23 protein-coding genes and 1 pseudogene are annotated in these 24,559 nt (G+C 67.6%); 9 read left to right on the top strand and 15 right to left on the bottom strand.

The annotated features are described in order from the left end of the window. Positions 1-8: 8 nt before the first annotated feature. The 11 genes from ACFOES_RS04630 to ACFOES_RS04580 form a co-directional block, all read right to left on the bottom strand. Positions 9-665 (bottom strand): cytochrome b/b6 domain-containing protein, encoded by a 657-nt coding sequence (locus tag ACFOES_RS04630; protein WP_377832007.1) that lies wholly within the window; start codon positions 663-665, stop codon positions 9-11. After that, on the bottom strand, positions 658-2,313 hold the full coding sequence (locus tag ACFOES_RS04625; RefSeq protein WP_377832006.1) for a tetrathionate reductase family octaheme c-type cytochrome: 1,656 nt from the start codon (positions 2,311-2,313) through the stop codon (positions 658-660). Before ACFOES_RS04625 ends, ACFOES_RS04630 begins: the two co-directional genes overlap by 8 nt. 153 nt (positions 2,314-2,466) lie before the next feature. Continuing rightward, positions 2,467-3,687: a cysteine desulfurase gene (locus ACFOES_RS04620; RefSeq protein ID WP_377832005.1), complete on the bottom strand. Its 1,221-nt coding sequence runs from the start codon at positions 3,685-3,687 to the stop codon at positions 2,467-2,469. Beyond that, a complete protein-coding gene (locus ACFOES_RS04615) occupies positions 3,687-4,280 on the bottom strand; it encodes a Yip1 family protein (protein ID WP_377832004.1) in 594 nt (197 codons plus the stop codon). Before ACFOES_RS04615 ends, ACFOES_RS04620 begins: the two co-directional genes overlap by 1 nt. Then, positions 4,277-4,774 (bottom strand): YIP1 family protein, encoded by a 498-nt coding sequence (locus ACFOES_RS04610; RefSeq protein ID WP_377832003.1) that lies wholly within the window; start codon positions 4,772-4,774, stop codon positions 4,277-4,279. The genes ACFOES_RS04615 and ACFOES_RS04610 overlap by 4 nt, the downstream gene beginning before the upstream one ends. Next, positions 4,774-6,060, bottom strand: a complete 1,287-nt coding sequence (gene sufD, locus ACFOES_RS04605; protein WP_377832002.1) for a Fe-S cluster assembly protein SufD — start codon at positions 6,058-6,060, stop codon at positions 4,774-4,776. Before sufD ends, ACFOES_RS04610 begins: the two co-directional genes overlap by 1 nt. Further along, positions 6,060-6,815, bottom strand: a complete 756-nt coding sequence (gene sufC, locus ACFOES_RS04600; protein ID WP_377832001.1) for a Fe-S cluster assembly ATPase SufC — start codon at positions 6,813-6,815, stop codon at positions 6,060-6,062. Before sufC ends, sufD begins: the two co-directional genes overlap by 1 nt. A 10-nt stretch (positions 6,816-6,825) precedes the next feature. Beyond that, positions 6,826-7,137, bottom strand: coding sequence for a heavy metal-binding domain-containing protein (locus ACFOES_RS04595; protein WP_377832000.1), 312 nt, complete (start codon positions 7,135-7,137; stop codon positions 6,826-6,828). A gap of 26 nt (positions 7,138-7,163) precedes the next feature. After that, entirely contained in the window at positions 7,164-8,693 is a 1,530-nt protein-coding gene (gene sufB, locus ACFOES_RS04590) for a Fe-S cluster assembly protein SufB (protein WP_377831999.1), read from the bottom strand. Between the two features lie 36 nt (positions 8,694-8,729). Then, entirely contained in the window at positions 8,730-9,776 is a 1,047-nt protein-coding gene (locus tag ACFOES_RS04585) for a cysteine desulfurase family protein (RefSeq protein ID WP_377831998.1), read from the bottom strand. A gap of 91 nt (positions 9,777-9,867) precedes the next feature. Further along, positions 9,868-10,329, bottom strand: coding sequence for a Fe-S cluster assembly transcriptional regulator IscR (locus tag ACFOES_RS04580; protein ID WP_377831997.1), 462 nt, complete (start codon positions 10,327-10,329; stop codon positions 9,868-9,870). 161 nt (positions 10,330-10,490) lie between these two features. Here ACFOES_RS04580 and ACFOES_RS04575 point away from each other — a divergent pair, with 161 nt between their 5' ends. The 8 genes from ACFOES_RS04575 (at position 10,491) to typA (ending at position 16,905) form a co-directional block, all read left to right on the top strand. Continuing rightward, positions 10,491-11,150 carry an alpha/beta hydrolase gene (locus ACFOES_RS04575; RefSeq protein ID WP_377831996.1) on the top strand — a complete coding sequence of 220 codons (660 nt, stop codon included), beginning with the start codon at positions 10,491-10,493 and terminating at the stop codon, positions 11,148-11,150. A 4-nt stretch (positions 11,151-11,154) separates the two neighbouring features. Continuing rightward, positions 11,155-11,382 (top strand): hypothetical protein, encoded by a 228-nt coding sequence (locus ACFOES_RS04570; RefSeq protein ID WP_377831995.1) that lies wholly within the window; start codon positions 11,155-11,157, stop codon positions 11,380-11,382. After that, positions 11,379-12,020 carry an HD domain-containing protein gene (locus ACFOES_RS04565; protein WP_377831994.1) on the top strand — a complete coding sequence of 214 codons (642 nt, stop codon included), beginning with the start codon at positions 11,379-11,381 and terminating at the stop codon, positions 12,018-12,020. The genes ACFOES_RS04570 and ACFOES_RS04565 overlap by 4 nt, the downstream gene beginning before the upstream one ends. Further along, positions 12,013-12,411 carry a hypothetical protein gene (locus ACFOES_RS04560; RefSeq protein WP_377831993.1) on the top strand — a complete coding sequence of 133 codons (399 nt, stop codon included), beginning with the start codon at positions 12,013-12,015 and terminating at the stop codon, positions 12,409-12,411. The genes ACFOES_RS04565 and ACFOES_RS04560 overlap by 8 nt, the downstream gene beginning before the upstream one ends. A gap of 99 nt (positions 12,412-12,510) precedes the next feature. Beyond that, positions 12,511-13,725, top strand: coding sequence for an NADP-dependent isocitrate dehydrogenase (locus tag ACFOES_RS04555; protein ID WP_377831992.1), 1,215 nt, complete (start codon positions 12,511-12,513; stop codon positions 13,723-13,725). A gap of 294 nt (positions 13,726-14,019) precedes the next feature. Continuing rightward, the gene (locus ACFOES_RS04550) at positions 14,020-14,646 is read left to right on the top strand and encodes a YitT family protein (protein ID WP_377831991.1); all 627 of its coding nucleotides are present in this window, start codon (positions 14,020-14,022) and stop codon (positions 14,644-14,646) included. Positions 14,647-14,663: 17 nt separating this feature from the next. Continuing rightward, positions 14,664-14,999, top strand: a complete 336-nt coding sequence (locus ACFOES_RS04545) for an SMR family transporter (protein ID WP_377831990.1) — start codon at positions 14,664-14,666, stop codon at positions 14,997-14,999. Positions 15,000-15,084: 85 nt separating this feature from the next. Further along, on the top strand, positions 15,085-16,905 hold the full coding sequence (gene typA, locus ACFOES_RS04540; protein ID WP_377831989.1) for a translational GTPase TypA: 1,821 nt from the start codon (positions 15,085-15,087) through the stop codon (positions 16,903-16,905). A gap of 233 nt (positions 16,906-17,138) precedes the next feature. On the opposite strand, the gene ACFOES_RS04535 is transcribed toward typA, so the two are convergent. From ACFOES_RS04535 to recA, 3 genes are all read right to left on the bottom strand, one after another. Beyond that, entirely contained in the window at positions 17,139-17,423 is a 285-nt protein-coding gene (locus ACFOES_RS04535) for a DUF1330 domain-containing protein (protein ID WP_377831988.1), read from the bottom strand. 1 nt (position 17,424) lies between these two features. Further along, positions 17,425-20,082, bottom strand: a complete 2,658-nt coding sequence (alaS, locus tag ACFOES_RS04530; protein WP_377831987.1) for an alanine--tRNA ligase — start codon at positions 20,080-20,082, stop codon at positions 17,425-17,427. A gap of 161 nt (positions 20,083-20,243) precedes the next feature. Continuing rightward, a complete protein-coding gene (gene recA, locus ACFOES_RS04525; protein WP_377831986.1) occupies positions 20,244-21,311 on the bottom strand; it encodes a recombinase RecA in 1,068 nt (355 codons plus the stop codon). A 215-nt stretch (positions 21,312-21,526) separates the two neighbouring features. Between recA and ACFOES_RS04520 the strand changes: the two genes are divergently transcribed. Further along, positions 21,527-22,129: a hypothetical protein gene (locus ACFOES_RS04520; protein ID WP_377831985.1), complete on the top strand. Its 603-nt coding sequence runs from the start codon at positions 21,527-21,529 to the stop codon at positions 22,127-22,129. Positions 22,130-22,155: 26 nt separating this feature from the next. Here ACFOES_RS04520 and ACFOES_RS04515 read toward each other — a convergent pair. Further along, a pseudogene (locus ACFOES_RS04515) lies at positions 22,156-24,525 on the bottom strand (ATP-binding protein). Between the last annotated feature and the right edge of the window lie 34 nt (positions 24,526-24,559).

Raw genomic sequence — 24,559 nt, 5'->3', positions numbered from 1 at the left:
CCCTGCCATCACCGCTTGAGCCGGCCGGGTTCGTCGCGGGCCAGATAGGCCTCTTCCTCGGGGCTCAGGTCGACCGTGTCGAAGCCGGTGATCATCGGCCGCAGATGCTCGCGGAAGCTGTGGCCGGCGGTCAGCAGGTAGACATGGATGACGACGAAGGCGGCGATGGTGAAGGCGATCAGGATATGCAGATTCGCCACCACCTCGAGCCCGAAGGAGGCGCCCGGCTGGGTCTCCCAGAAATTGTAGCTCAGATAGGCCAGGCCGGTGATCCAGATCGCCGGGAACAGCACCAGCTTCAGCGCCAGGTAGGTCAGCGCCTGCAGCGGGTTGTGCTTGCGCCAATAGGCCTTGCGATAGGGGTGATGCTCGCCCTTGAAGATGCCGAAGGCGTAGAAGCGCGCGACCGCGAACAGCCCCTGGCTGGTGGGCACGTAGTGGCGCCAGGTGCCCGTGGTCAGGTGCCAGAAGATGGCGAACAGCCAGAGCACGATCAGCGTCAGCGCCGCCAGCGTGTGCAGCATCACCGCCGCGCCGAAGGGAATGAACGCGTGCAGCCCCATGATCCTCAGCCCGGTGAAGAACAGCCCGAAGATCAGCAGCATCTGGGTCCAGTGCCAGAACCGCTCGAAACGCGGATAAACCTTGACCTGACGTTCAGTCATGACGGCCTCCCTTGCCGCGGGTGAGCAGACGGATCAGCGCGTGGCCGGCAACGCCGAGCCCTGCCGCCGCCAACAGCAGCATGCCCAGCAACCCGCCCGGCCCGTAGGGATCGCGCCCCGGCATGTAGAAGCCGGCAAGATCGGCCAGGCGGCCGTCCTTCGCATGGCATTGCTGACAGTCGAGCGCCTGATCGGCCGGCGCGACCATGTGGGTGATCGGCCAGTACATGTAGGTATCGACGAAACCGTACTCGCCCGAATAGGGCTCGCCGACGTAATCCATCGCCGCCTTGATCGATTTCGACCAGTCGAAATTGGTCCAGAAGGCGGTGGTCGTGGTCGGGCCGTAGACATGGTTGTAGACCAGCTTGTCGCGCTTGCTGTCATAGGCCTGGCGCCCGTCCATCCGCTTGAACGGCCAGATCCGCGAATGCGGGTCGCTGGCGCTGCCCGCGATGCGGTTGATCTCGACCCGCTTCGTCGGGTCGATGGTCTGGTCGGCGGTGGTGTATTCGACCTGGCCGTTGAACCAGGCGTAATAGGGCACGACATTCTCGCCCCATTTGAAGTTGCCCTTGGTCGAGAGATAGGTGTGCAGATGCTTGCCGTCGGACTGGGTGAAGCCCTCCTCGGCATAGGGCTTGCCGTCCTTGAGCTTGCCGGCGGTCGACCAGTCCCAGAAGGTCTTGGTCGCCACCCCGCCGCGGGCGAATTCCGGGATGTGGCAGGTCTGGCAGGCGACGCGGTCGGCATGGTCGTTCAGCTTCATGCCGATCAGGGTCGCCGGGTGCGGCCGGGCGCCATGGCAGCTTTCGCAGGTGGCGACGTCGCGGCGCATCCCCGGCAGGCCGGTGCCGCCGTCATCGGCCGCGGTGACGTTGTAGCGCGAGCCGGCGAAGACGTGCTTGTCGCTGACATGGCAGGTCTCGCAGGTGAAGTTCTGGCCGTCGGCGGCCATGTGCACGTCCACCGACTTGTCCGGCGTGACGAGGGCCGAGGACAGGTCGCCATGCTTCACGTTATCGCCGCCGCCGCCGTAGAAATGGCACTGGCCGCAATTCTCGCGCTGCGGCGGGCCGACCGACTGGGCCGCCTTCGACAGGTTGACCGCCACCGCCTTGGCGCCGGTGATCGTCTTGGCGCCCTCCGGCACCGGGGCCAGCGGCGGCCTTCCGGCGGCGTTGTCGAGCTTGCTGTAGAGATCGGGCGAGGCGTGGCAGGCCAGGCAATCGACCCGCGCCGGCTGGGCCGGCGGCGGCGCGCGCATGTCCTCCCAGCCATAGCCGGTATGGCAGGAGGTGCAGCGCGGCTCGTTCGAGGCAACATTGCCGCAGAAGGCGTTGATGACGTTGCGTTTGCCCAGGGTCTGGCCGGTTGCCTTGTTGTCGTAGCTCCAGGTCCAGTGGATCGAGTGCATGACCTGGTCCGAGGCCTCGGTATGGCAGGACAGGCAGGCCGCCGTGACCTCGGGGCCGGATTTGAAATCCTGCTGCAGGATCTCGAATTTGGAATGGTCGGCGGTCGAGTTGCTGCCCGGCACCGCCGGCGCGGCGGTCGACATCGGCGCCGCTTGCTCGGCCCGAACCACCGTTACCCCTGAAAGCCCCGCCACAACACAGGCGGCGAGCCCGATAATCATCCTGCGCATCGTGCCTCCTCCAAGCCGGCCTGGCCGGGCTCACGGTGGAAGCGCGTTTCCTATTCCAATCACGATCATGTTACTTCATAACATGCGCCATGCAAGCCGGGATCCGGCCCGCGCACCAAATTGTCGCATCTGCGGTGTCGGTTTGCCGGCCGCTCAGCCGAACAACTCGTGGCACAGCTCCAGCGCCTCGACCAGCGCGTCGACCTCGGCCTTGGTGTTGTAGAGACCGAAGGAGGCGCGGCAGGTGGCGGTGACGCCGAGGTGATCCATCAGCGGCTGCGCGCAGTGGTGCCCGGCCCGGACCGCGACGCCCTTCTTGTCGAGCACGGTCGAGATGTCATGGGCATGGGCCGCCCCGTCCAGCGTGAACGAGAAAATCGCCCCCTTGGTCGCCGAATTGCCCTGGATGTTCAGCCAGTTGAGCCCGCCCAGCCGGGCATTGGCATAATCGCGCAAGCCCTTCTCATGGGCGGCGATATTCTCCATGCCGAGGTCCATCAGGTAGTCTAAAGCCACGCCCATGCCGATCTGCTGGACGATCGCCGGCGTCCCGGCCTCGAACTTCATCGGCGGATCGGCATAGGAGACGGCGTCGCGCGTGACCTCGCGGATCATGTCGCCGCCGCCCATGAAGGGCCGCATCTCGGCCTGGCGCTCGCGCTTGATATAGATCGCGCCCGAGCCGCTGGGACCGTAGAGCTTGTGCCCGGTGATGGCGTAGAAATCGCAGCCCATCGCCTGAACGTCAACCGGCGCATGCACCGCGCCCTGGCTGCCGTCGACCAGCACCGGCACGCCCTTGTCATGGGCGCCCTTGCAGATCGCCTCGACGTCGACCCTCGTGCCGAGCACGTTCGACATCTGGGTGATCGCGACCAGCTTGGTCCTGGGCCCGATCGCGTCCAGCACCGCCTGCGGATCGAGGTCGCCGTTGACGTCGGTCTCGACCCATTTCAGCACCACGCCCTGACGCTCGCGCAGGAAATGCCACGGCACGATATTGGCGTGATGCTCCATCACGCTGAGCACGATCTCGTCGCCCGCCTGCAGCCGTGGCGCCGCCCAGGCATAGGCGACGAGGTTGATGCCCTCGGTCGTGCCCGAGGTATAGACGATCTCTTCCTCGTGGCCGGCGTTGAGGAACCGCGCGACGGTGCCGCGCACCGCCTCGTACTTGTCGGTCGCCAGGTTCGAAAGGTAGTGCAAGCCGCGGTGAACATTGGCGTATTCCATCGAATAGCCCTGCGTCACCGCATCGATCACGCATTGCGGTTTCTGCGCCGAGGCGCCGTTGTCCAGATAGACCAGCGGCTTGCCGTTCACCTGACGCGACAGGATCGGGAAATCGCGGCGGATCGCATCGACATCATACATCACGGGGCCCCCGGAACGCCCACACCGAGCGCGAAGAGAAGGAAGGAAAGGAAGATCACCACCCCGATCAGGGTGATGACCACGCCGCCGAACACCGCGCCCACCGAGCGGAAGCCGTGCAGTTCGGCGATGAAGTTGGACAGCAACCAGAACATCACCGCAAACAGCGCGATGCCCAGCATGTCGGCGATCGGCGGCACCAGGAGATAGAGCAGCAGCTGGGCGAATTGCAGCGCGAACATCACCACCTGGAGCCAGACGATGACCGCCAGCGCGCCGGCGAAATCGCCCTCGCCGCCGAAAGCGCGGCCGATCCGGTCGATCCCGACCGCCATCAGCGCCAGCAGCGCCAGCTGCAGCGCGCCCATGAACAGCGGCCCGGGCAACCCGCCCTGGTCGAGCAGCGCCCGCCCCTCGGCGGTCAGCGCCAGCCCGCCCCAGACGACCAGGTCGCCCAGCACGGCGACCAGCACCAGCGCCTGCCACAGGATGCCCGCGGGCAGGTTCAGATCCAGCACCGCCCGCATCGCGGCGCGCGGGCGGGTCAGGCTGTCGCGGATCAGCGTCGCGACTATGGGCCCTGTCAGCATCATGCCGCCTGCTTGCCAAATCCCTCGGCCGCCCGCAAGCCGCCAAGCCACAGCCAGAGGAAGCCGGCGAGGACGACGAAACCGACCGCCGACAGCGCCGGGCCCGGCCCGACGAGCCCGGCGACCAGGCCCTGCAGCAGCATCAGCGGGCTGATCGCCAGCAGCGCCCAGAACAGCGCCAGTCGGGCGCCGAACCAGCCACCCTGCCCACCCATCGCCTTCGCCACCAGGTGGCTGAGCGCGGCAAGCCCGTAGGCCAGGAGCGGCAGCAGGAAGATCGCGCCCATCAGCGCCCCGCCCATGCGCGCATCGAGCGGCACGTCCGGGTTGAGATGCGCCGCCCGGGCCAGCGCCGGCCATTGCGCGACGAAGGCCATGCCGCAGGCGCCCATCAAGGTGGCCAGCGCGCGCTCTTCCCTCTGGCCATTGGCCAGCTTGCGCCGCACCACCCGGCCCGGCGCCCGGTAGCTTTCGGCGATGTCGCCGGTGATCGTCATCAGCCCATCCGCCGCGCCAGCCAGCCTTCCAGCCGGCCACGGATATCGGCGCCGATCTCCTCGTCCTCGATCTCCTCGATCGCTTCGGCCAGGAAGGCCAGCACCAAGAGCGACTGCGCCTCGCGTTCCGGCACCCCGCGCGAGCGCAGGTAGAACAGCGCCGTCTCGTCGATCGCGCCCGAGGTCGAGCCGTGCGAGCACTGGACGTCGTCGGCGTAGATTTCCAGCTCGGGCTTGGCGAGGAACTGGCTGTCCTCGTCGAGCAGCAGCGACTGGCTGATCTGGTAGCCATCGGTCTTCTGCGCCCCGGGCTTGACCAGAATCTTGCCCTGGAAAATGCCTTGCGCGCCGTTCCTCAGAACCTTCTTGAACACCTGCCGGCTTTCGCAGCGTTCGGCGTCATGGGTGATGAAGACGGTGTCGTCCTGGTGGAAATCGCCGTCGCCGACCGCCGCGCCGGCGACATGGGCAATGGCATCGTCGCCGGTCAGCGCGATCACCGCCTCGTTGCGGGTCATGACGCCGTTGGCGGTCAGGGTGAAGGACTTGAACCGGCTCTCGGCGCCGAGACGGGCGAAGATATGGGTCACGGCGCGGCGCTCGTGGTCGCGGCCCTGGGCGCGGACATGGTGGAAGGCACCGCCATCGGCGACGTCGACTTCCAGCACCTTGTTGAACCGCGCCGCCGCCGGCCCGTTCTCGAGCAGCGTCACCTCGGCCCCCGCATCTACCTTCACGCAATGGTGCAGGATCGCCTCGGAGGTCTCGGAATTATGAAGGTAAACCAGGTTGATCGGCTTGGCCGCCTTTCCGGTCGCCCGGATCAGCACGCCGTCGGTGGCATAGGCCGAGTTGAGCGCCGCCAGCGGCCGCTCGACCGGGCTCTGGCCATTGGCCTCGAGCACGCCGTAGACCTCGCGCGCCCAGTGGACATCCTGCGCCCCCGCCTCGGCCAGCCGCGAGATCTCGACCCCGGCCAACGCCGGATCGTCCGAGGCCTCGGCGTCGAAGACCCCGTCGACGAAGACCAGCTTGACGCGGTCGATGGTATCGAAGATCGGCGCCTCGTCCGTCTCGAAGATCGCCGCCGGCGTCACCTCGGGCGAAATCAACGTCGCCGGGTTGGTCCATTTCCAGTACTCGTCGCGCCGCGCCGGCAGGCCCATCGCCTTCAACCGGCTCAGCGCCTGACCGCGCGCCAGCGCCAGCCAGCCGCCGCTCTCGGGCAGGCTGAGCCCCGCGATCCGGGCCTCCAGCGCCTGCAGTTTCTGCGCCGTCGCCGCCATCACGCAAACTCCGCCAGGATGTCGGCATAGCCATTTTGCTCGACCTCGAGCGCCAGTGCCGGGCCGCCGGTCTTCACGATCCGCCCATTGGCCATGATATGCACGACATCGGGTTTGATATGGTCCAGAAGCCGTTGATAATGCGTGATGACCAGGAAACCCCGGCCGGCGTCGCGCAGCGCGTTGACGCCCTCGGCCACCAGCTTCATCGCGTCGACATCGAGCCCCGAGTCGGTCTCGTCGAGGATGCACATCTTCGGCTCCAGCACCGCCATCTGCAGAATCTCGTTGCGCTTCTTCTCGCCGCCCGAGAAACCGACATTGACCGGCCGCTTCAGCATCTCGGCGTCGATCTTCAGCGTCTTGGCCTTCTCGCGCACCAGCTTGAGGAAGTCGCCGGCGCTGATCTCTTCCTCGCCGCGGGCCTTGCGCTGGGCGTTGAGCGCGGTGCGCAGGAAGGTCATGTTGCCGACTCCCGGGATCTCGACCGGGTATTGCAGCGCCAGGAACAGCCCGGCCGCGGCGCGCTCTTCCGGCTCCATCTCGAGCAGGTCGACGCCGTCGAGCGTCGCCGAGCCCTCGGTGACCTCGTAGCCGTCGCGGCCCGCCAGGACATAGGACAGCGTCGACTTGCCCGAGCCGTTCGGCCCCATGATCGCATGGACCTTGCCGGCCTCGACCGTCAGGTCGACGCCTTTCAGGATCTGCTTGTCCTCTTCTTCAAGTTTGACCTGCAGGTTCTTGATTTCCAGCATGTTCTCTTTCCTACTTGACGGTGACGGCGGTGCCCGAGGCCGACACCATCAGCATGTTGTTGATGACTTCGTAATCGAGATCGACACCGACCACGGCATTGGCGCCCATCGCCGCCGCGCGCTCTTCCATCTCGTTAAGCGCGGTCTGGCGCGCCTTGCCCAGTTCCTGCTCATAGGCGCCCGAGCGCCCGCCGACGATATCGGTGATCGAGGCGAACAGGTCGCGGAACAGGTTGGCGCCAAGGATCGCCTCGCCGGTGACGATGCCGTGATACTCGGCGATCAGCTGCCCCTCGACCGAGGGAGTGGTTGTAACGATCATCTCGCAACCCTCTGATTTTGCGTCCTTTAGCCGACAGAGCCTTCGAGGCTGATCGCCACCAGGCTCTGCGCCTCCATGGCGAATTCCATCGGCAGGGCCTGCAGCACGTCCTTGCAGAAGCCGTTGACCACCAGCGCCACCGCCTCTTCCTCGTCCATCCCGCGCGAGCGGCAATAGAACAGTTGGTCATCATCGACCTTCGAGGTCGTCGCCTCGTGCTCGACCCGGCTCGAGTTGTTCTTGACCTCGATATAGGGAACCGTGTGGGCGCCGCACTTGTCGCCGATCAGCAGGCTGTCGCACTGGGTGTAGTTGCGGCTGTTTTTGGCCTTGGGGTGAACCGAGACCAGTCCGCGATAGGTGTTCTGCGCCTTGCCGGCCGAAATCCCTTTCGAAACAATGCGCGAGCGGGAGTTCTTGCCAAGGTGGTGCATCTTGGTGCCGGTATCGGCCTGCTGCATGTTGTTGGCGATGGCGATCGAGTAGAACTCGCCCTGGGTGTCGTCGCCGCGCAGGATGCAGGACGGGTATTTCCAGGTGATCGCCGAGCCGGTCTCGACCTGGGTCCACATCACCTTGGCCCGGTCCTCGCGGCAATCGGCGCGCTTGGTGACGAAGTTGTAAATGCCGCCCTTGCCTTCCTCGTCGCCCGGATACCAGTTCTGGACCGTCGAGTACTTCACCTCGGCATCCTCCAGCACGACGATCTCGACGACCGCGGCGTGGAGCTGCGGGATGTCGCGCTTCGGCGCGGTGCAGCCCTCGAGATAGCTGACGTAAGAGCCCTTGTCGGCGATGATCAGCGTCCGCTCGAACTGGCCGGTATTCTCGGCGTTGATGCGGAAATAGGTGCTCAGCTCCATCGGGCAGCGCACCCCGGGCGGCACGTAGACGAAGGAGCCGTCGGAGAACACCGCCGAGTTCAGCGTGGCGAAGAAGTTGTCCGACACCGGGACCACCGAGCCGAGATACTTCTTCACAAGATCGGGATATTCGCGGATCGCCTCCGAGATCGACATGAAGATCACGCCGGCCTTCTTCAGCTCTTCCTTGAAGGTGGTGCCGACCGAGACCGAGTCGAAGACGGCGTCGACCGCCACCTTGCGGCCCTCCGCCGGCGCCGCCTCGGCGCCCTCGACCCCGGCCAGGATCATCTGCTCCTTGAGCGGGATGCCCAGCTTCTCGTAGGTGGCGAGCAGCTTGGGATCGACCTCGTCGAGGCTCTTCGGCTTCTCGACCATGCTCTTGGGCTTGGCGTAGTAATACTGGTCCTGGTAGTCGATCGCCGGGATGTCCAGCAGCGCCCAGTCGGGCTCCTGCATCTGCTGCCAGCGCGCGAAGGCGGCCAGCCGCCACTCGGTCATCCACTCCGGCTCGCCGTTCTTTTCCGAGATCAGCCGGACGATGTCCTCGTTCAGCCCCTTGGGGGCGTATTCGGTCTCGATCTCGGTTTCCCAGCCGTGCTTGTATTTGCCGGCCATCGCCTGGACGGTTTCGACCGTCTCGCGGTCCACGCCCTCGCGGACATCGGTTTCAGGTGTGTCCAAAGCAGCCATTTATCCGTTCCTCATCAGGGGCTTGCGCCCCGCACCTCATGCAGCCCGCGCCCGGAATTTCCGGTATTGGGCCAGCCACGCCTCGGCGAAGCGCAGCACATCCTCTTCCGTCACCGCCGGCCCGAGCGAGACACGGATGGCGCTGGCGGCCGCGCCCTCGTCCATCCCCATCGCCCGCAACACGCGGCTGGCACGCACCTTGCCCGACGAACAGGCCGAGCCCGCCGAAATGGCAAACCCGGCCAGATCCATCTGCATCACCTGGGTCTCGCCCTTCCATCCCGGGCTGACGAGGCAGGTGGTGTTCGGCAGACGCTGCGCACCTTTCCCGACAATAATAGTCGAATTTGCCTCGGAGGCAATTGTTGACTCTAGAATATTTCTAAACTGAGCCACCTTTTCCCAGACGCCATCGGCAAGATCGCGCGCAGCCGCCGCGGCCGCGGCGCCAAAGCCGGCGATGCCGATGACATTCTCGGTGCCCGCGCGCCGGCCCATCTCCTGGCCGCCGCCGCGCAGCTGCGCCGCCACGTCCAGCCCCTGCCGGATCACCAGCGCGCCGACGCCCTTGGGCCCACCCAGCTTGTGGGCCGAGATCAGCCCCATCTCGACGCCGAGCCAGTTGAAGGCGACCGGCAGCTTGCCGAAGCCCTGGGTCAGGTCCGAGACCGCCAGCCCCTCGGGCAGATCCTGCACCACGCCGGTCTCGGAATTCGCCAGCTGCAGCGTCGCCCGCGCCGGATCGGCCACCGTCACCCGGCCATCGCCGTCGACCGGCAGATCCTCGGCGCACCAGGCCCGGACCGCGTCATGCTCGATCCCGGCGCAGGACATGCCGCGCCCGGCCAGCGCCAGTGCCGCCGCCTCGGTCGCGCCCGAGGTGAAGACGATGTCGGCCCCCTCGGCCCCCAGCGCCGCCGCCACCTGCGCCCGCGCCTTCTCGATGAGGGCCTTGGCCGCCCGGCCCTCGGCATGGACCGAGGACGGGTTGCCGGCGACATCCATCGCCGCGACCATCGCCGCCCGCGCTTCCGCGCGCAGCGGCGTCGTCGCGTTCCAGTCGAGATAAAGACGCGATTTCAAAGCGTCGCCCTTTCATCTTCACGCAAATATCCTCGGGGGGCACGGGGGGCAGACAGCCCCCCGCCAACGTCCGCCAAGGGCTCCGTCGCGCTCATTCCTCGTCCACCACGTTCAGGATCGCCGGCACTGCCGGGCAGGGCTGCATCTCGTTGCGGATCACGTCGGCCAGCCGCACCTGGTGCAGGAAGACGTAGACATGGGCCGACAGCCCTTCCCACAGCCGGTTGGTCAGAGACTGCGCCCGCGTCCCCGACGCTCCGCCCGAGGCGCCGGCCCCGGTCCGCATCGCGCTGACGGTCTCGTCGACCGCCTCGAGGATCTCGCTGACCCGGATTTCCGAGGCGGGACGCGACAACCGGTAGCCGCCGCCGGGGCCGCGCACCGAATCCACCAGCCCGCCGCGGCGCAGCTTGACGAAGAGCTGCTCGAGATAGGGCAAGGAGATGTCCTGCCGTTTCGAGATCGCCGCGAGCGAGACCAGATCGTCCTTGCCTTCCAGCGCCAGATCGGCCAGCGCCACCATCGCGTAACGCCCCTTGGTTGAGAGTTTCATGGTCCGATCCCTGTCAAAGACATTGACGAATGGCGGCGGCGACCTTAACTCGGGTCAACCCCGCTGGCATCTGCCGGCATTTAGAATGGTTCTAGGTAGCCCGAGCAAATTCGTCAAGAATGATGCGGACTGCCGCCGCCAAGGAAAGACAGGCTAGGCGCATGCCCGAAGTGATTTTCCCCGGGCCGGAAGGCAGGCTCGAAGGACGCTACCACCCGCAGAAGGAAAAAGACGCCCCCATCGCGATCGTGCTGCACCCGCATCCGCAATTCGGCGGCACGATGAACAACAAGGTCGTCTACAACCTGCACTACGCCTTCTACAACATGGGCTTCACCGTGCTGCGGTTCAACTTCCGCGGCGTCGGCCGGAGCCAGGGCGAATACGACCAGGGCGTGGGCGAGCTCTCCGATGCCGCCTCGGCGCTCGACTACCTGCAGTCGATGAACCAAAACGCCAAGCATTGCTGGGTCGCCGGCTTCTCCTTCGGCGCCTGGATCGGCATGCAGCTGCTGATGCGGCGGCCCGAGATCACCGGCTTCGTCTCGGTGGCGCCGCCGGCGAACATGTACGACTTCTCGTTCCTCGCCCCCTGCCCGGCCTCGGGCCTGATCATCAACGGCACCAACGACCGGGTGGCGCCGCCCAAGGATACCGAGGCGCTGGTGGCCAAGCTGCACGAGCAGAAGGGCATCACCATCACCCACGAGCAGATCGAGGGCGCCGATCACTTCTTCAAGGACGAAGAGGCGCATATGAAGCCGATGCTGGACACGGTCACGGCCTATGTGAAACGGCGGCTGACCGAGAACTCGCGCTGAACCGATGAGTGCGCTGGAAGACCTCGCCGACGCCCTCGCCCGCGACACGCTGGCGGCGATGGACGAGCTTGGCAACGATCGGCTGCACGAAGAGATCGCCCAGATCATCGGCGCCTCCTCGCCGACGCTGCAGGAGGTCTACCTGACGGCGATGCGCTATCACCTTGCCGAGCAGCGCGGCCGCAAGGCGCTGGAACGCAAGCTGGCGGCCGCCCGGGCGGCCGGCGAATGACCGACGGCGCGCCCCTCGAAAGCACCCGTCTCGACAGCACCCATCTCGACAGCGCCCGCCTCGACGCCCAGTTCGCCTTTCTCAACGAGGCCGACAAGCTCAAGCAGGTGCTGCGGGCGACGACTCTCACCGACGGCTCGCGGCGCGAGAATTCGGGCGAGCACAGCTGGCACCTGGCGCTCTACGCCATGGTGCTGGCCGACCAGGCCGGGCCCGGCGTCAATATCGACCGCGTCATCAGGATGCTGCTGCTGCACGACCTGGTCGAGATCGATGTCGGCGACGTGCCGATCCACTCCGCGAATGGCCAGGCCCATGGCTCGGCCGAGATCCAGGCCGCCGAAGCCCGCGCCGCCGAGCGCCTCTTCGGCCTGCTGCCCGACGATATCGGCCCCGCGTTCCGCGCCCTGTGGGAAGAGTTCGAAGCCGCCGAAAGCCCCGACGCCGTCTTCGCCAAGTCGCTCGACCGGGTCCAGCCGCTGATGCACAACATCGAAAGCGGCGGCGGCTCGTGGACCGAATACAACGTCACCGCCGAGCAGCTGCACCAGCGCGTCGGCACCAAGGTCGCCCGCGGCGCCCCGGCGCTGTGGGACTGGATCTGGGCCCGAGCGGAGCGTTTCTTCCGCCATGCGTGAGCTGGCCCTCGGCGCTGCCGGGGCGCTGGCCCTCGGCACCCTTGTCGCCGCCGCGAGCCATCTCGGCGCGGCCGAGTGGCGCGCCTGCGCCGGCCTGCCGCGGCTTCCCGTCGCCTGGCTCCCGCTTGCGCTGCTGGCCGGGTGGGCCGCGCTCTGGACCGCGCCTTTCACCCTCGCCGCCGCCGGCGCGCCCTCGCCCCGCCTGCGCCGCGTCCAGCTGGTTGCCTTGGCGGTCCTGCTGGTGGTGCTGGCCTCCGGCCTGCGGCCGCCGGCGAGCCTGCAAGACTGCGCCCGGCCCCTTTTCGATCTCCGGATCCTGGCCTGGCTGCTGCCGCTGCTGGCCGTGCCGCTCCAGCTTGCCGCACGCCGGATCGGCCAGCCGCGCGCCTGACCGCGCGACATTTTCGGTATACAACCGCATACCATCTTTTCCCTCGCGGGGTTTTGGGCTATGACCCCGCCAAACCGAATCCCGAACAGAGAGGGCCCCATGACCAAGATCAAAGTGGATAACCCCGTCGTCGAGCTCGACGGCGACGAGATGACCCGGATCATCTGGGACTTCATCAAGAAGAAACTGATCCTGCCCTATCTCGACATCGACCTGAAATACTACGACCTGGGCATCGAGAGCCGCGACGCGACCGACGACCAGATCACCGTCGATGCGGCCGAGGCGATCAAGCAATACGGCGTCGGCGTCAAATGCGCCACGATCACGCCGGACGAGGCCCGGGTCGAGGAATTCGGCCTCAAGCGCATGTACCGCTCGCCCAACGGCACGATCCGCAACATCCTCGGCGGCGTCATCTTCCGCCAGCCGATCATCTGCAAGAACGTGCCGCGGCTGGTGCCGGGCTGGACCCAGCCGATCGTCGTCGGCCGCCACGCCTTCGGCGACCAGTACAAGGCCACCGACTTCCTGTTCCCGGGCAAGGGCAAGCTGACGATGAAATTCGTCGGCGAGGACGGCACGGTGATCGAGAAGGAGGTCTACGACGCGCCGTCGGCCGGTGTCGCGATGGGGATGTACAACCTCGACGCCTCGATCATCGACTTCGCCCGCGCCTCGATGAACTACGGCCTGCAGAAGGGCTGGCCGGTCTACCTGTCGACCAAGAACACCATCCTCAAGGCCTATGACGGCCGCTTCAAGGACCTGTTCCAGAAGGTCTACGAGGAAGAGTTCGAAGAGAAGTTCAAGGCCAAGGGCATCCATTACGAGCACCGCCTGATCGACGACATGGTCGCCTCGGCGCTGAAATGGTCGGGCGGCTATGTCTGGGCCTGCAAGAACTACGACGGCGACGTCCAGTCGGACACCGTCGCCCAGGGCTTCGGCTCGCTCGGCCTGATGACCTCGGTGCTGATGACCCCGGACGGCAAGACCGTCGAGGCCGAGGCCGCCCACGGCACGGTGACGCGTCACTACCGGCAGCACCAGGCCGGCAAGGAGACCTCGACCAACTCGATCGCCTCGATCTACGCCTGGACCGGCGGGTTGAAGCACCGCGCCAAGCTCGACGACAACGCGGCGCTGCTGAACTTCGCCGAAACGCTCGAGAAGGTCTGCGTCCAGACCGTCGAGGACGGCTTCATGACCAAGGACCTCGCCCTGCTGGTCGGCCCCAACCAGAAGTGGCTGACCACGATGGGTTACCTGGAAAAGGTCGACGAGTACCTGAACAAGGCGCTGGCCGGCTGAGGCCGCCGCCATCGCGAACCGGAAAGGCAGGGCTTCGGCCCTGCCTTTTGCCTTTGGGATCCTGCGCGCCGCGCGTCGCCCCACCCGACGGGAAGAAACGGACCGTCGCTCAAGGCACATCGCAGGGCCGGCGCCCGGCGGCGCAGAGCGCCTTGTTCCCGGGCCCCGGGCTCTGCGACCGGATGTCTTGCCGGGGGAGGCCATCATCGTGTGCACGGTGGCATTGTCCGGGCTTCCCTTTCCCCTTGCGGCGCGGCATAGCTGGACCATGCCCCACACGCTGCTAGCTGGACCATGACCCACACGCTGACCGAACCCGCCGAAGACCCGATCCGCCACAGCCTGGCCGACGATGCCCAGGGCATCGCCTATGGCACCGGCATGGCCTCCTTCGGCATCCTCATCCTCACCCATCTCGGGCTCGTCACCGGCCAGACGGCGGGGCTGGCGGTGCTGATCTCCTATGCCACCGGCTGGGGCTTCGGGCCGGTCTTCTTCGTCGTCAACCTGCCCTTCTACTGGCTCGGCTATCGCCGCATCGGGCCGCGCTTCATGGTCAAGACGCTGATCTCGGTGGCGCTGCTCTCGGGCCTGACGATGGTGATGCCCCGCTGGGTCAGTTTCGCCGATCTCAACCCGATCGTCGGCGCGCTGCTGTTCGGCGCCATCACCGGCTCGGCCCTGCTGGCGCTGTTCCGCCACGGCGCCTCGCTCGGCGGCATCGGCATCCTCGCGCTCTACCTGCAGGACAAGACCGGCTTCCGCGCCGGCCTGACCCAGCTGATTTTCGACGCCTGCCTCTTCGCCGTCGCCTTCACCTTCCTCGACCCGGTGAAAGTCGCGACTTCCCTGCTCGGCGCCGTCGTCGTCAACCTCGTCATCGCCGTCAACCACCGCCGCGACCGCTACATCGCCACCTGAACCCGCCGAGGTCACCGATGCTGAACACCTACGCCCTGCTGCTGATCGCCGTGATGTTCGAGACCTTCGGCTCGGCCTGCCTGCAGGCCAGCCAGCAATTCACCCGCTTCTGGCCGTCGGTCGGCGTTGCCATCGGCTTCGGCTTCGGGCTGTGGTTCTTCGTGCAGGTCTTGAAAGTCATGCCGCTGGGCATCACCTATGCGCTCTGGTCCGGGGTCGGCATCGTGCTGATCACCCTGTCGGGCCTGATCCTTTTCAACCAGCGGCTCGATCTGCCCGCCACCCTCGGTATCGGCTTGATCATCGCCGGCATTGTCGTCATTAACCTGTTCTCGAATACCACCACGCACTGACACGCCGCCGCATTCGGCGCCTTGCCTCTGGCCATGGGCGCGTTTTGCATGTATCGCGGCGGCGCAGCATCAAGGCATCGGACATATGGACCTTCGTAACATCGCGATCATCGCGCACGTTGACCATGGGAAAACCACCCTCGTCGACGAACTTCTCAAGCAGTCGGGCACCTACCGCGAAAACCAGGCGACCACGGAACGCGCGATGGACTCGAACGATATCGAGCGCGAGCGCGGCATCACCATCCTGGCCAAATGCACCTCGGTCGAGCATGCCGGCACCCGGATCAACATCGTCGACACCCCCGGCCACGCCGATTTCGGCGGCGAGGTCGAGCGGATCCTGAACATGGTCGACGGCGTGGTGCTGCTGGTGGACGCCGCCGAGGGCCCGATGCCGCAGACCAAGTTCGTCACCTCCAAGGCGCTGGCGCTGGGGCTGCGGCCGATCGTGGTGCTCAACAAGGTCGATAAGCCCGATGCCGAACCCGACCGGGCGCTGGACGAGGTCTTCGACCTCTTCGTCGGCCTCGGCGCCGATGACGAGCAGCTCGACTTCCCGCATCTCTACGCCTCCGGCCGCTCGGGCTGGGCCGACACCGATCTCGACGGCCCGCGCGAGAACCTCGATGCCCTGTTCGACCTGATCGTCAGCCACGTCCCGGCGCCGAAGCAGGTCGACAAGCGCGACCAGCCGTTCCAGATGCTGGCGACGACGCTGTCGGCCGACCCGTTCCTCGGCCGCATCCTGACCGGCCGGGTCGAGGCCGGCACGCTGAAGGCCGGCGAGACGATCAAGGCGCTGAGCCGCACCGGCGAGCGGATCGAGCAGTTCCGGGTCTCGAAGATCCTCGCCTTCCGCGGCCTCGGCCAGCAGCCGATCGACGCCGCCGAAGCCGGCGACATCGTCACCCTCGCCGGCATGTCCAAGGCCACCGTCGCCGACACGCTCTGCGCCAACGAGATCGACGTGCCGCTGCCGGCGCAGCCGATCGACCCGCCGACGATCTCGGTCACCTTCGGCATCAACGACTCGCCGCTGGCCGGTCGCGACGGCTCCAAGGTCCAGTCGCGCGTCATCCGTGAGCGGCTGATGAAGGAGGCCGAGCAGAACGTCGCCATCAAGATCACCGACACTCCCGGCGGCGAGGCCTTCGAGGTCGCGGGCCGCGGCGAACTGCAGATGGGCGTGCTGATCGAGAACATGCGCCGCGAGGGCTTCGAGCTCTCGATCTCGCGCCCGCGCGTCATCTTCCGCGAGGAGAACGGCCAGAACCTCGAACCGATCGAGGAGGTCGTGATCGACGTCGACGACGAGTATTCCGGCGCGGTGATCGAGAAACTGACCGGCCCGCGCAAGGGCGAGCTGATCGAGATGAAGCCCGCCGGCGCCGGCAAGACCCGGATCGTCGCCCACGTGCCCTCGCGTGGGTTGATCGGCTATCACGGCGAATTCCTCACCGACACCCGCGGCTCGGGCGTGCTCAACCGGCTATTCCACGGCTGGGCGCCGCACAAGGGCCCGATCGTCGGCCGCCGCGCCGGCGTGCTGATCTCGATGGAGAACGGCACCTCGGTCGCCTATGCGCTGTGGAACCTCGAGGAGCGCGGCAAGCTGTTCATCGGCGCCCAGGAACCGGTCTACGAGGGCATGGTGATCGGCGAGCACAGCCGCGAGAACGACCTCGAGGTCAACCCGCTCAAGGGCAAGAAGCTGACCAACGTCCGCGCCTCGGGCACGGACGAGGCGGTGCGGCTGACCCCGCCGGTGCGGATGAGCCTGGAAGAGGCGATCGCCTATATCGACGACGACGAGCTGGTCGAGGTCACGCCCAAGGCAATCCGCCTGCGCAAGCGCTTCCTCGATCCGCACGAGCGCAAGCGCCAGGCCCGCGCCGCGAGCTGATCCGCAGGGATTGCGCCGCGCCCGAGCGCGCCGCGGCTGCGGGGGGCTGTCTGCCCCCCGCCCCCCCGAGGATATTTGCGAGCAGAAAGTGGGAGACCCGGTCCCCACTTTCTGCTGAAAAATATCCCCGCCGGAGGCATCCAGCGGGGACGGCAAGACAAAACCTGCGATATCTCTGTTCCTGCGCACCACCCGCGATGAGCGGCCGCGCGGCTCCGAAGAGCGGGGCCCGCTCAGCCTTCCTCGACCACGACGAGGTCGCGGTTCGAGGCGCCCTTGGCGTGGCTCAGCGCCTCCTGGTAGCGCGGCGAGTTGTAGCACTCGACCGCCGCCTCGACGCTGGGAAAGCGGGCGACGACGTTGCGCGCCCGGTCACGGCCCTCGAGCTGGACGTAGCGGCCGCCGCGGGCGAGGAACTCGCCGCCATGGGCGGCGATCGCCTCGGTCGCGATTTTCGCATATTTGCCATAGGCCTCGGCGTCCAGCACCTCGACATTGGCGATCCACAAAGCACTCATCTCACCCTCCGATCACGGCTTGCGCCGCCTTGATGGCCGCATCGGCCTTCGACGCGTCGGCACCGCCGCCCTGGGCCATATCGGGCCGGCCGCCGCCGCCCTTTCCGCCCAGCTCGGCCACCGCCGCCCGCACCATCTCGACCGCCGACAGCGTCCCGGTCAGGTCGCCCGTTACCCCGGCCGCCACCGCCGCCTTGCCGCCGGTATCGGCGATCAGCAGCACCGCGCCCGAGCCCAGCTTGTCCTTCAGCTCGTCGATCAGCGGCGGCAGGTCCTTGCCCGAGACGCCCGAGAGCACCTGGGCGGTGAACTTGACGCCGTTGATCTCCTGCACCTCGGGCCCGGCCGCGCCGCCGCCGCCCATCGCCAGCTCGCGCCGCAGCTGCGCGACCTCGTTCTGCAGCGCCTTGCGCTCGTCGAGGAGCCCGCGCACCCGCTCGGCCAGTTCACCCGGCTGGGCCTTGAGCACCGCCGAGACCTCGTTGAGGTGCTGCATCTGCTCGATGAGGTAGCGCATCGCGCCCTCGCCGGTCAGCGCCTCGATCCGGCGCACGCCGGCCGAGGAGGCGCTGTCGCCGAGCAGGACGCAGAGCCCGATCTCGCCCAGCCGCTGGACATGGGTGCCGCCGCAAAGCTCGAGGCTGTAGGTCTGGCCGTCGGTGCCCTTGCCCGACCCCGGCCGCGAGCCCATCGAGACGACGCGCACCTCGTCGCCGTATTTCTCGCCGAACAGCGCCTGGGCGCCGAGGGCGCGGGCCTCGTCCGGGGTCATGATCCGGGTCTCGACCGGGCCGTTCTGGCGGATATAGGCGTTGATCTCGTTCTCGACCGTCGCCAGTTCCTCCTCGGTCAGCGCCTTGGCGTGGCTGAAGTCGAAGCGCAGCCGGTCGGGCGCGTTCAGGCTGCCGCGCTGCGCGATATGCTCGCCCAGCACCCGGCGCAGCGCCTCGTTGAGCAGGTGGGTGGCCGAGTGGTTGGCCCGGATCGCCGAGCGGCGGCCGTGATCGACCTCCAGCTCCGCGCCCTGGCCGACGGAGATCCTGCCCTCGGTGACCTCGGCGGCATGGATGAAGACGCCCTGCGACTTCTTGGTGTCGAGGATCGTCGCCGCGCCGGTCTCGGTCTTCAGCGTACCGGCATCGCCGACCTGGCCGCCGGCCTCGGCATAGAACGGGGTCTGGTTGAGGACGAGCTGGACCGACGCGCCCTTCTCGGCGGCCTCGACCCGGGCGCCGTCGACGACCAGCGCCATCACCTGGCCCTCGGCCGCCTCGGTGTCGTAGCCCAGGAACTCGGTCGGGCCCTGCTCCTCGGCGATGTCGAACCAGATCGCGGCGTCCTTGGTCTCGCCCGAGCCCGACCAGCTCGCCCGCGCCTTGGCCTTCTGTTCCGCCATCGCCGCCTCGAAGCCGCCGACATCGACGGTCAGCCCCTTCTCGCGCAGCGCGTCCTGGGTCAGGTCGAGCGGGAAGCCGTAGGTGTCGTAGAGCTTGAACGCCGCCTCGCCCGGCAATTGCGCGCCCGAGGGCAGCTTGTCCAGTTCATCGTCGAGCAGCCGCAGGCCGCGGTCGAGGGTCTGGCGGAAGCGGGTTTCCTCGAGCTTCAGCGTCTCCTCGATCAGCGGCTGGGCGCGGCCCAGCTCCGGATAGGCGGCGCCCATCTTGCGCACCAGCGCCGGCACCAGCTTGTGCATCAGCGGGTCCTGGGCACCGAGCTGGTGGGCATGGCGCATCGCCCGGCGCATGATCCGGCGCAGGACGTAGCCGCGGCCCTCGTTCGAGGGCATGACGCCGTCGGCGATCAGGAAGGAGGTCGAGCGCAGGTGGTCGGCGATCACCCGGTGATGGATGCGGCCGGTGCCGTCGGGATCGGTGGTCGTCGCGTTTGCCGAGGCCTCGATCAGGCTGCGCATCAGGTCGGTGTCGTAATTGTCGTGCTTGCCCTGCAGCACGGCGCCGATCCGCTCCAGCCCCATGCCGGTATCGATCGACTGGGCCGCCAGGTCGCGCCGGCTGCCGTCCTCGAACTGCTCGAACTGCATGAAGACGAGGTTCCAGATCTCGATGAAGCGGTCGCCGTCCTCGTCCGGGCTGCCGGGCGGGCCGCCGGGGATGTCGGGGCCGTGGTCGAAGAAGATCTCCGAGCAGGGGCCGCAGGGGCCGGTCGCGCCCATGCTCCAGAAATTGTCGTCGGTCGGGATGCGGATGATGCGCTCGTCCGGCAGCCCGGCCACCTTCTTCCAGATCGCCGCCGCCTCGTCGTCGGTGTGGTAGACGGTGACCAGCAGCTTGTCGGCCGGCAGGCCGAAATCCCTGGTCAGCAGTTCCCAGGCGAAGGGAATCGCCTCTTCCTTGAAATAGTCGCCGAAGGAGAAATTCCCCAGCATCTCGAAGAAGGTGTGGTGGCGCGCGGTATAGCCGACATTGTCGAGGTCGTTATGCTTGCCGCCGGCACGGACGCATTTCTGCGACGTCGTCGCGCGCTTGTAATCGCGGGTCTCGACCCCGGTGAAGACGTTCTTGAACTGCACCATGCCGGCATTGGTGAACATCAGGGTCGGGTCGTTGCGCGGCACCAGCGGGCTGCTGTCGACCACCTCGTGGCCGTTGCGGCGGTAGTAGTCGAGAAAGGTCGACCGGATATCGTTCAATGACGGCATGACTGCGGGCCTCTTCGGGGCGGATCTTGGCGTTGCGCTTCGGTTTATCCCCGTGCGCCGGGCCTGTCCACCGCCAAGCACCGCATGGAAACGGCCGGGCAAGGCCCGGCCGTGTCATGTCCTCGCGCGCCCGCCGCAGGCGGGCCGGCGCGGCCCCGGGGTCAGAGATCGACGACCTCGCCGCCCTCCTCGCCGCCGTCGAAGGCCAGGCCGTGGGTGGCGCGGATCTTGCCCTCGATCTCGCCCGCCACGCCGGGGTTGGACTTGAGGAAGTTCTTGGCATTCTCGCGGCCCTGGCCGATGCGCTCGTCGCCGTAGGAATACCAGGCGCCGGACTTGTCGACGATGCCGGCCTTGACGCCGAGATCGAGCACCTCGCCCATCTTCGAGATACCCTCGCCATACATGATGTCGAACTCGACCTCGCGGAACGGCGGCGCGACCTTGTTCTTGACCACCTTGACCCGGGTCGAGTTGCCGACGACCTCGTCGCGGTCCTTGATCGAGCCGGTGCGGCGGATGTCGAGCCGGACCGAGGCGTAGAATTTCAGCGCGTTGCCGCCCGAGGTGGTTTCCGGGCTGCCGAACATGACGCCGATCTTCATCCGGATCTGGTTGATGAAGATCACCATGCAGTTCGAGCGCCCGATCGAGGCGGTCAGCTTGCGCATCGCCTGGCTCATCAGCCGGGCCTGGGCGCCGACCTGGTGGTCGCCCATGTCGCCCTCGAGCTCGGCCTTGGGGGTCAGCGCGGCGACCGAGTCGACCACGACCAGGTTGACCGCGCCCGAACGCACCAGCGTGTCGACGATCTCCAGCGCCTGCTCGCCGGTGTCGGGCTGCGAGATCAGCAGCTCGTCCAGGTTCACGCCCAGCTTGCGGGCATAGCCCGGGTCGAGCGCGTGCTCGGCGTCGACGAAGGCGCAGACGCCGCCCTTCTTCTGCTCCTCGGCCACGGCATGCAGGGTCAGCGTCGTCTTGCCCGAGCTTTCCGGCCCATAGATCTCGATGATCCGGCCCTTGGGCAGCCCGCCGATGCCGAGCGCGATGTCGAGCCCGAGAGAGCCGGTCGAGGTCGCCTCGATCTCGGTCACCGGGCGGTCGGCCCCCAGCCGCATGATCGAGCCCTTGCCGAATTGCCGTTCGATCTGCGCCAGCGCCGAGTCGAGCGCCTTTTGCTTGTCCATTTCGCGCTTTCCGTTCAAGTCGAGGAGGTTTGCAGTAGCCATTCTTGCAGTCCCTTATTCCATAGCCGACGCCCGGCGACAACAGATTGGCAACGGCGCCAATGTTCCTGCCTTGTTCCGCCATTTATGAGATCAAAACGAGAACATTGCAAATGATTTTTTCCCGAATGCGGCTTTTGCCACGGCCCTGGCCGGTATAGTTTGGCCGTCGGCCCGACAGGGGCGGCACGACACGGGCAAGGACGCGACGCAGAAAGATGCTGGTATTCTGGGAGCAGCGGCTGGTTTTCCTCGCCACGCCGAAAACGGGATCGACCGCGATCGAAACGGCGCTGGAATCGCTGGCCGAGGTGGCCATCCTGCGGCCGCCGACGCTCAAGCACACCACGGTCTGGCGCTACCGCCGCTTCCTCGGCCCGATGCTCGAGACCGCCGCCGGCGGCCCCTTCACCGTGGTCGCCCTGATGCGCGAGCCGATCGACTGGCTGGGCAGCTGGTATCGCTATCGCCAGCGCGACGAGCTCGCCGAGTCGACGCGCAGCACCCGCGCCCTCAGCTTCGACGATTTCGTCACCGCCTACCTGGCCGAGGACCAGCCCGAATTCGCCCAGGTCGGCGCCCAGGCGCGGTTCCTGGCGGGCGGGGCGCCGGACAAGATCGACCGCATCTTCCGCTACGAGCGGATCGACAGCCTGATCGATTTCCTCGAGGACCGGCTGGATTGCGAGATCATCCTGCCGCGGGTCAATGTCTCGCCTGAGGGCGCCACGCCGCTGTCGCCCGAGATCGAGGCCCGGCTGCGGACCGAACGGGCCGAGGATTTCGCGCTCTACCAGCAGGTGCTGGCCGCCGAGGACTGAGCCCGCCGCCGGCCGCGCGCGCGCCCTCACGGCAACTGCCCCTGCACCGTCGCCGTCAGATCGGCCAGCGAGAACGGCTTGGGCAGGAAGACCGAATTGGGGATCCGCGCCTGGGCCTCGGCAAAGCTGTCCTCGGCATAGCCCGAGATGAAGACCACCCTCGTGTCGGGTCGCGTCTCCAGCGCCTCGCGCACCCAGCTCGGCCCGTCGCGCCCGGGCATGATGACGTCGGTGACGATGACGTCGACGGCCAGCGTCGCCTCGGACAGCAGCGCGAGCGCGGCCTCGGCATTCTCGGCCTCGAGCACGGTATAGCCGCGCAGCCGCAGCGCCCGGGCGGCGAAGGCGCGCACCGGCGCCTCGTCCTCGACCAGCAGGATCACCCCCACGCCCTGGCGCAACACCGGCGCCGGCACCTCCGGCGCCTCCGGCTTCGCCCGGGCCGACGCCACGTGGGCCGGGAAGTAGAGCGAGAAGGTCGTGCCCGTGCCCTGGACGCTGTCGACGAAGATGAAGCCGCCGGTCTGCTTGACGATGCCATAGGCCGTCGACAACCCCAGCCCGGTGCCCTCGCCGGTGCGCTTCGAGGTGTAGAAGGGCTCGAAGATCTTGCTCATCGCCTCGGGCGGGATGCCGGTGCCCTCGTCGCGGACCCGGACGATGACGTAGTCGCCCGGCGGCACCACCGCGCGGTCGCGCCGCATCTCGGCCGCCAGCGTCCGGTTCTCGGTCTCGATCCAGATCGCGCCGCCCTCGGGCATGGCGTCGCGGGCGTTGACGACGAGGTTCATCAGCACCTGCTCGAGCTGACGCTTGTCGGCGCGGATCGCCTTGAGCGCGGGGTCGTGGCCCAGGTTCAGCGTCACCTTCTCGCCCACCAGCCGGTTGAGCAGGTGGGTCAGATCGGACAGCGTCTCGCGCAGGTCGAGCGTCTCGGGCGTCAGCGTCTGCTTGCGCGAGAAGGCGAGCAGCTGGCCGACCAGGCTGGCGGCGCGGTTGGCGTTCTGGTGGATCTGGACCAGGTCGCCGTAATCGGGATCACCCTGCTCGTGGCGCAGCAGCAGCAGGTCGCAATGGCCCGAGATCGCGGTCAGCAGGTTGTTGAAATCATGGGCGACACCGCCGGCGAGCTGGCCGATCGCCTGCATCTTCTAGCTCTGGACGAACTGGGCTTCCAGCGTCTTGAGCTCGGTGGCGTCGTTGAGCACCGCGACAAGGCCGGGCCGGCCATGCGCGACCGTGCGGCGGAGCGCGACCTGGAGATAACGCTCGGACCCGACCCGAGTCGCGCGCAGCATCTCGGGATGGGCGCGGCGGCCGTCGACGGCATCGCGCAGCCAGTCGCCCACCGGCCGGCCCAGCCCCTCGACCAGCTCGGCGAAAACCGGCCGTTCCTCGGGCGCCAGCCCCAGCAGCTCGCGCGCCAGGCGGTTGGCCGCGGTCAGCCCGCCGGCGGCGTCGATCCGGGCCAGGGCGACGGGCAGATCCTCGAAAGCGACCGGCGCCGCCCCGACGCCGGGACTGGCCGCCTCGCCGGCCGGCAGCAGGAAGATCTCGCGCCGCCCGTCCGGCCTCGCCAGTTCGGCCACCAGAGCGCGCAGCGGCCCGTCGGCGGCGGCGACCTCGGTCTCCTCGCCGGAATGCAGCGGCAGATGCGGAAAGACCTGTTCGAGCGTCCTCGGCCGGTGGCCCAGGAGACGGTGCAGCGCCTCGTTGGCAAAGAGCACGGTGCCGGAAGTCCCGGCGACCAGCATCGGCAGGCTGATCGCGTCGTCGCCCTGCCCGTGGTTGCCCCGCGCCTGCCCCTGCTCCTGTTCCCGCCACGCCCGCGTTTCCTCGAACCGCCACAGCAGCAGCCCGGCACCGATCCCGTGCACCGAGAGGCGCAGCTGCCCGTTGCGCGTCGCCACCTCCTCCTGTGCCGCCCCCATCGCCGTTGCCCGGCTCTGGAGCCGGAGAAGCACCGCCGAGGGATGGGCGAAGAGGTCGGACATGACCTCTTCCAGCGTCCCGGCTGCCGCCGGACCGAAGCGCCGTTCGGCGGCGCGGTTGCGGAATTGCACCCGGCCCGCGGCGTCGGCGCCGATGCTGGGCGCGGCGTCGAGCGCGACCAGCGCCTGAACCCGCCGGCTCAACCCGGCCGCGTGCCATCGGTGCCCCAGCACCACGGTCCGGATCAGCGCCGCCAGCGCCGCTAGCGTGGCCCCTGCCGCCGCCAGCGGCAGCCGCCCCGGCCCCGAGGCCAGAGGCGCCGCGGCGAGGCAGGCCAGCCCGACAAGCAGCAACAGCCCGGCCCGCGGCGCCAATGTCAGGGCGGTGCGGGTGACAGGATGCAGAGCGGATGCGGCTTCGGCCACGGCGCCCCCTTCCTCCGTCGTGAATCGCCTGCCCCGCATTCGGTGTGAAAAAGAATTAACTACACCTTAATCG

Source organism: Acidimangrovimonas pyrenivorans, assembly GCF_042643245.1.
Taxonomy (GTDB): domain Bacteria; phylum Pseudomonadota; class Alphaproteobacteria; order Rhodobacterales; family Rhodobacteraceae; genus Acidimangrovimonas; species Acidimangrovimonas pyrenivorans.
The sequence above is the reverse complement of the archived record's forward strand: the minus strand, read 5'-3'. Positions and strand labels throughout refer to the sequence as shown.

Excerpts from the sequence above, each read along its gene's own strand:
- ACFOES_RS04610 (WP_377832003.1), bottom strand. The coding sequence starts at position 4,774 with ATGACGATCACCGGCGACATCGCCGAAAGCTACCGGGCGCCGGGCCGG.
- ACFOES_RS04550 (WP_377831991.1), top strand. The coding sequence starts at position 14,020 with ATGACCCACACGCTGACCGAACCCGCCGAAGACCCGATCCGCCACAGC.
- sufC (WP_377832001.1), bottom strand. The coding sequence starts at position 6,815 with ATGCTGGAAATCAAGAACCTGCAGGTCAAACTTGAAGAAGAGGACAAG.
- ACFOES_RS04570 (WP_377831995.1), top strand. The coding sequence starts at position 11,155 with ATGAGTGCGCTGGAAGACCTCGCCGACGCCCTCGCCCGCGACACGCTG.
- ACFOES_RS04565 (WP_377831994.1), top strand. The coding sequence starts at position 11,379 with ATGACCGACGGCGCGCCCCTCGAAAGCACCCGTCTCGACAGCACCCAT.
- ACFOES_RS04575 (WP_377831996.1), top strand. The coding sequence starts at position 10,491 with ATGCCCGAAGTGATTTTCCCCGGGCCGGAAGGCAGGCTCGAAGGACGC.
- ACFOES_RS04595 (WP_377832000.1), bottom strand. The coding sequence starts at position 7,137 with ATGATCGTTACAACCACTCCCTCGGTCGAGGGGCAGCTGATCGCCGAG.
- ACFOES_RS04555 (WP_377831992.1), top strand. The coding sequence starts at position 12,511 with ATGACCAAGATCAAAGTGGATAACCCCGTCGTCGAGCTCGACGGCGAC.
- ACFOES_RS04560 (WP_377831993.1), top strand. The coding sequence starts at position 12,013 with ATGCGTGAGCTGGCCCTCGGCGCTGCCGGGGCGCTGGCCCTCGGCACC.
- ACFOES_RS04580 (WP_377831997.1), bottom strand. The coding sequence starts at position 10,329 with ATGAAACTCTCAACCAAGGGGCGTTACGCGATGGTGGCGCTGGCCGAT.
- ACFOES_RS04535 (WP_377831988.1), bottom strand. The coding sequence starts at position 17,423 with ATGAGTGCTTTGTGGATCGCCAATGTCGAGGTGCTGGACGCCGAGGCC.
- ACFOES_RS04625 (WP_377832006.1), bottom strand. The coding sequence starts at position 2,313 with ATGCGCAGGATGATTATCGGGCTCGCCGCCTGTGTTGTGGCGGGGCTT.
- typA (WP_377831989.1), top strand. The coding sequence starts at position 15,085 with ATGGACCTTCGTAACATCGCGATCATCGCGCACGTTGACCATGGGAAA.
- ACFOES_RS04615 (WP_377832004.1), bottom strand. The coding sequence starts at position 4,280 with ATGATGCTGACAGGGCCCATAGTCGCGACGCTGATCCGCGACAGCCTG.
- sufD (WP_377832002.1), bottom strand. The coding sequence starts at position 6,060 with ATGGCGGCGACGGCGCAGAAACTGCAGGCGCTGGAGGCCCGGATCGCG.
- ACFOES_RS04620 (WP_377832005.1), bottom strand. The coding sequence starts at position 3,687 with ATGTATGATGTCGATGCGATCCGCCGCGATTTCCCGATCCTGTCGCGT.
- ACFOES_RS04630 (WP_377832007.1), bottom strand. The coding sequence starts at position 665 with ATGACTGAACGTCAGGTCAAGGTTTATCCGCGTTTCGAGCGGTTCTGG.
- ACFOES_RS04545 (WP_377831990.1), top strand. The coding sequence starts at position 14,664 with ATGCTGAACACCTACGCCCTGCTGCTGATCGCCGTGATGTTCGAGACC.
- sufB (WP_377831999.1), bottom strand. The coding sequence starts at position 8,693 with ATGGCTGCTTTGGACACACCTGAAACCGATGTCCGCGAGGGCGTGGAC.
- recA (WP_377831986.1), bottom strand. The coding sequence starts at position 21,311 with ATGGCTACTGCAAACCTCCTCGACTTGAACGGAAAGCGCGAAATGGAC.
- ACFOES_RS04520 (WP_377831985.1), top strand. The coding sequence starts at position 21,527 with ATGCTGGTATTCTGGGAGCAGCGGCTGGTTTTCCTCGCCACGCCGAAA.
- alaS (WP_377831987.1), bottom strand. The coding sequence starts at position 20,082 with ATGCCGTCATTGAACGATATCCGGTCGACCTTTCTCGACTACTACCGC.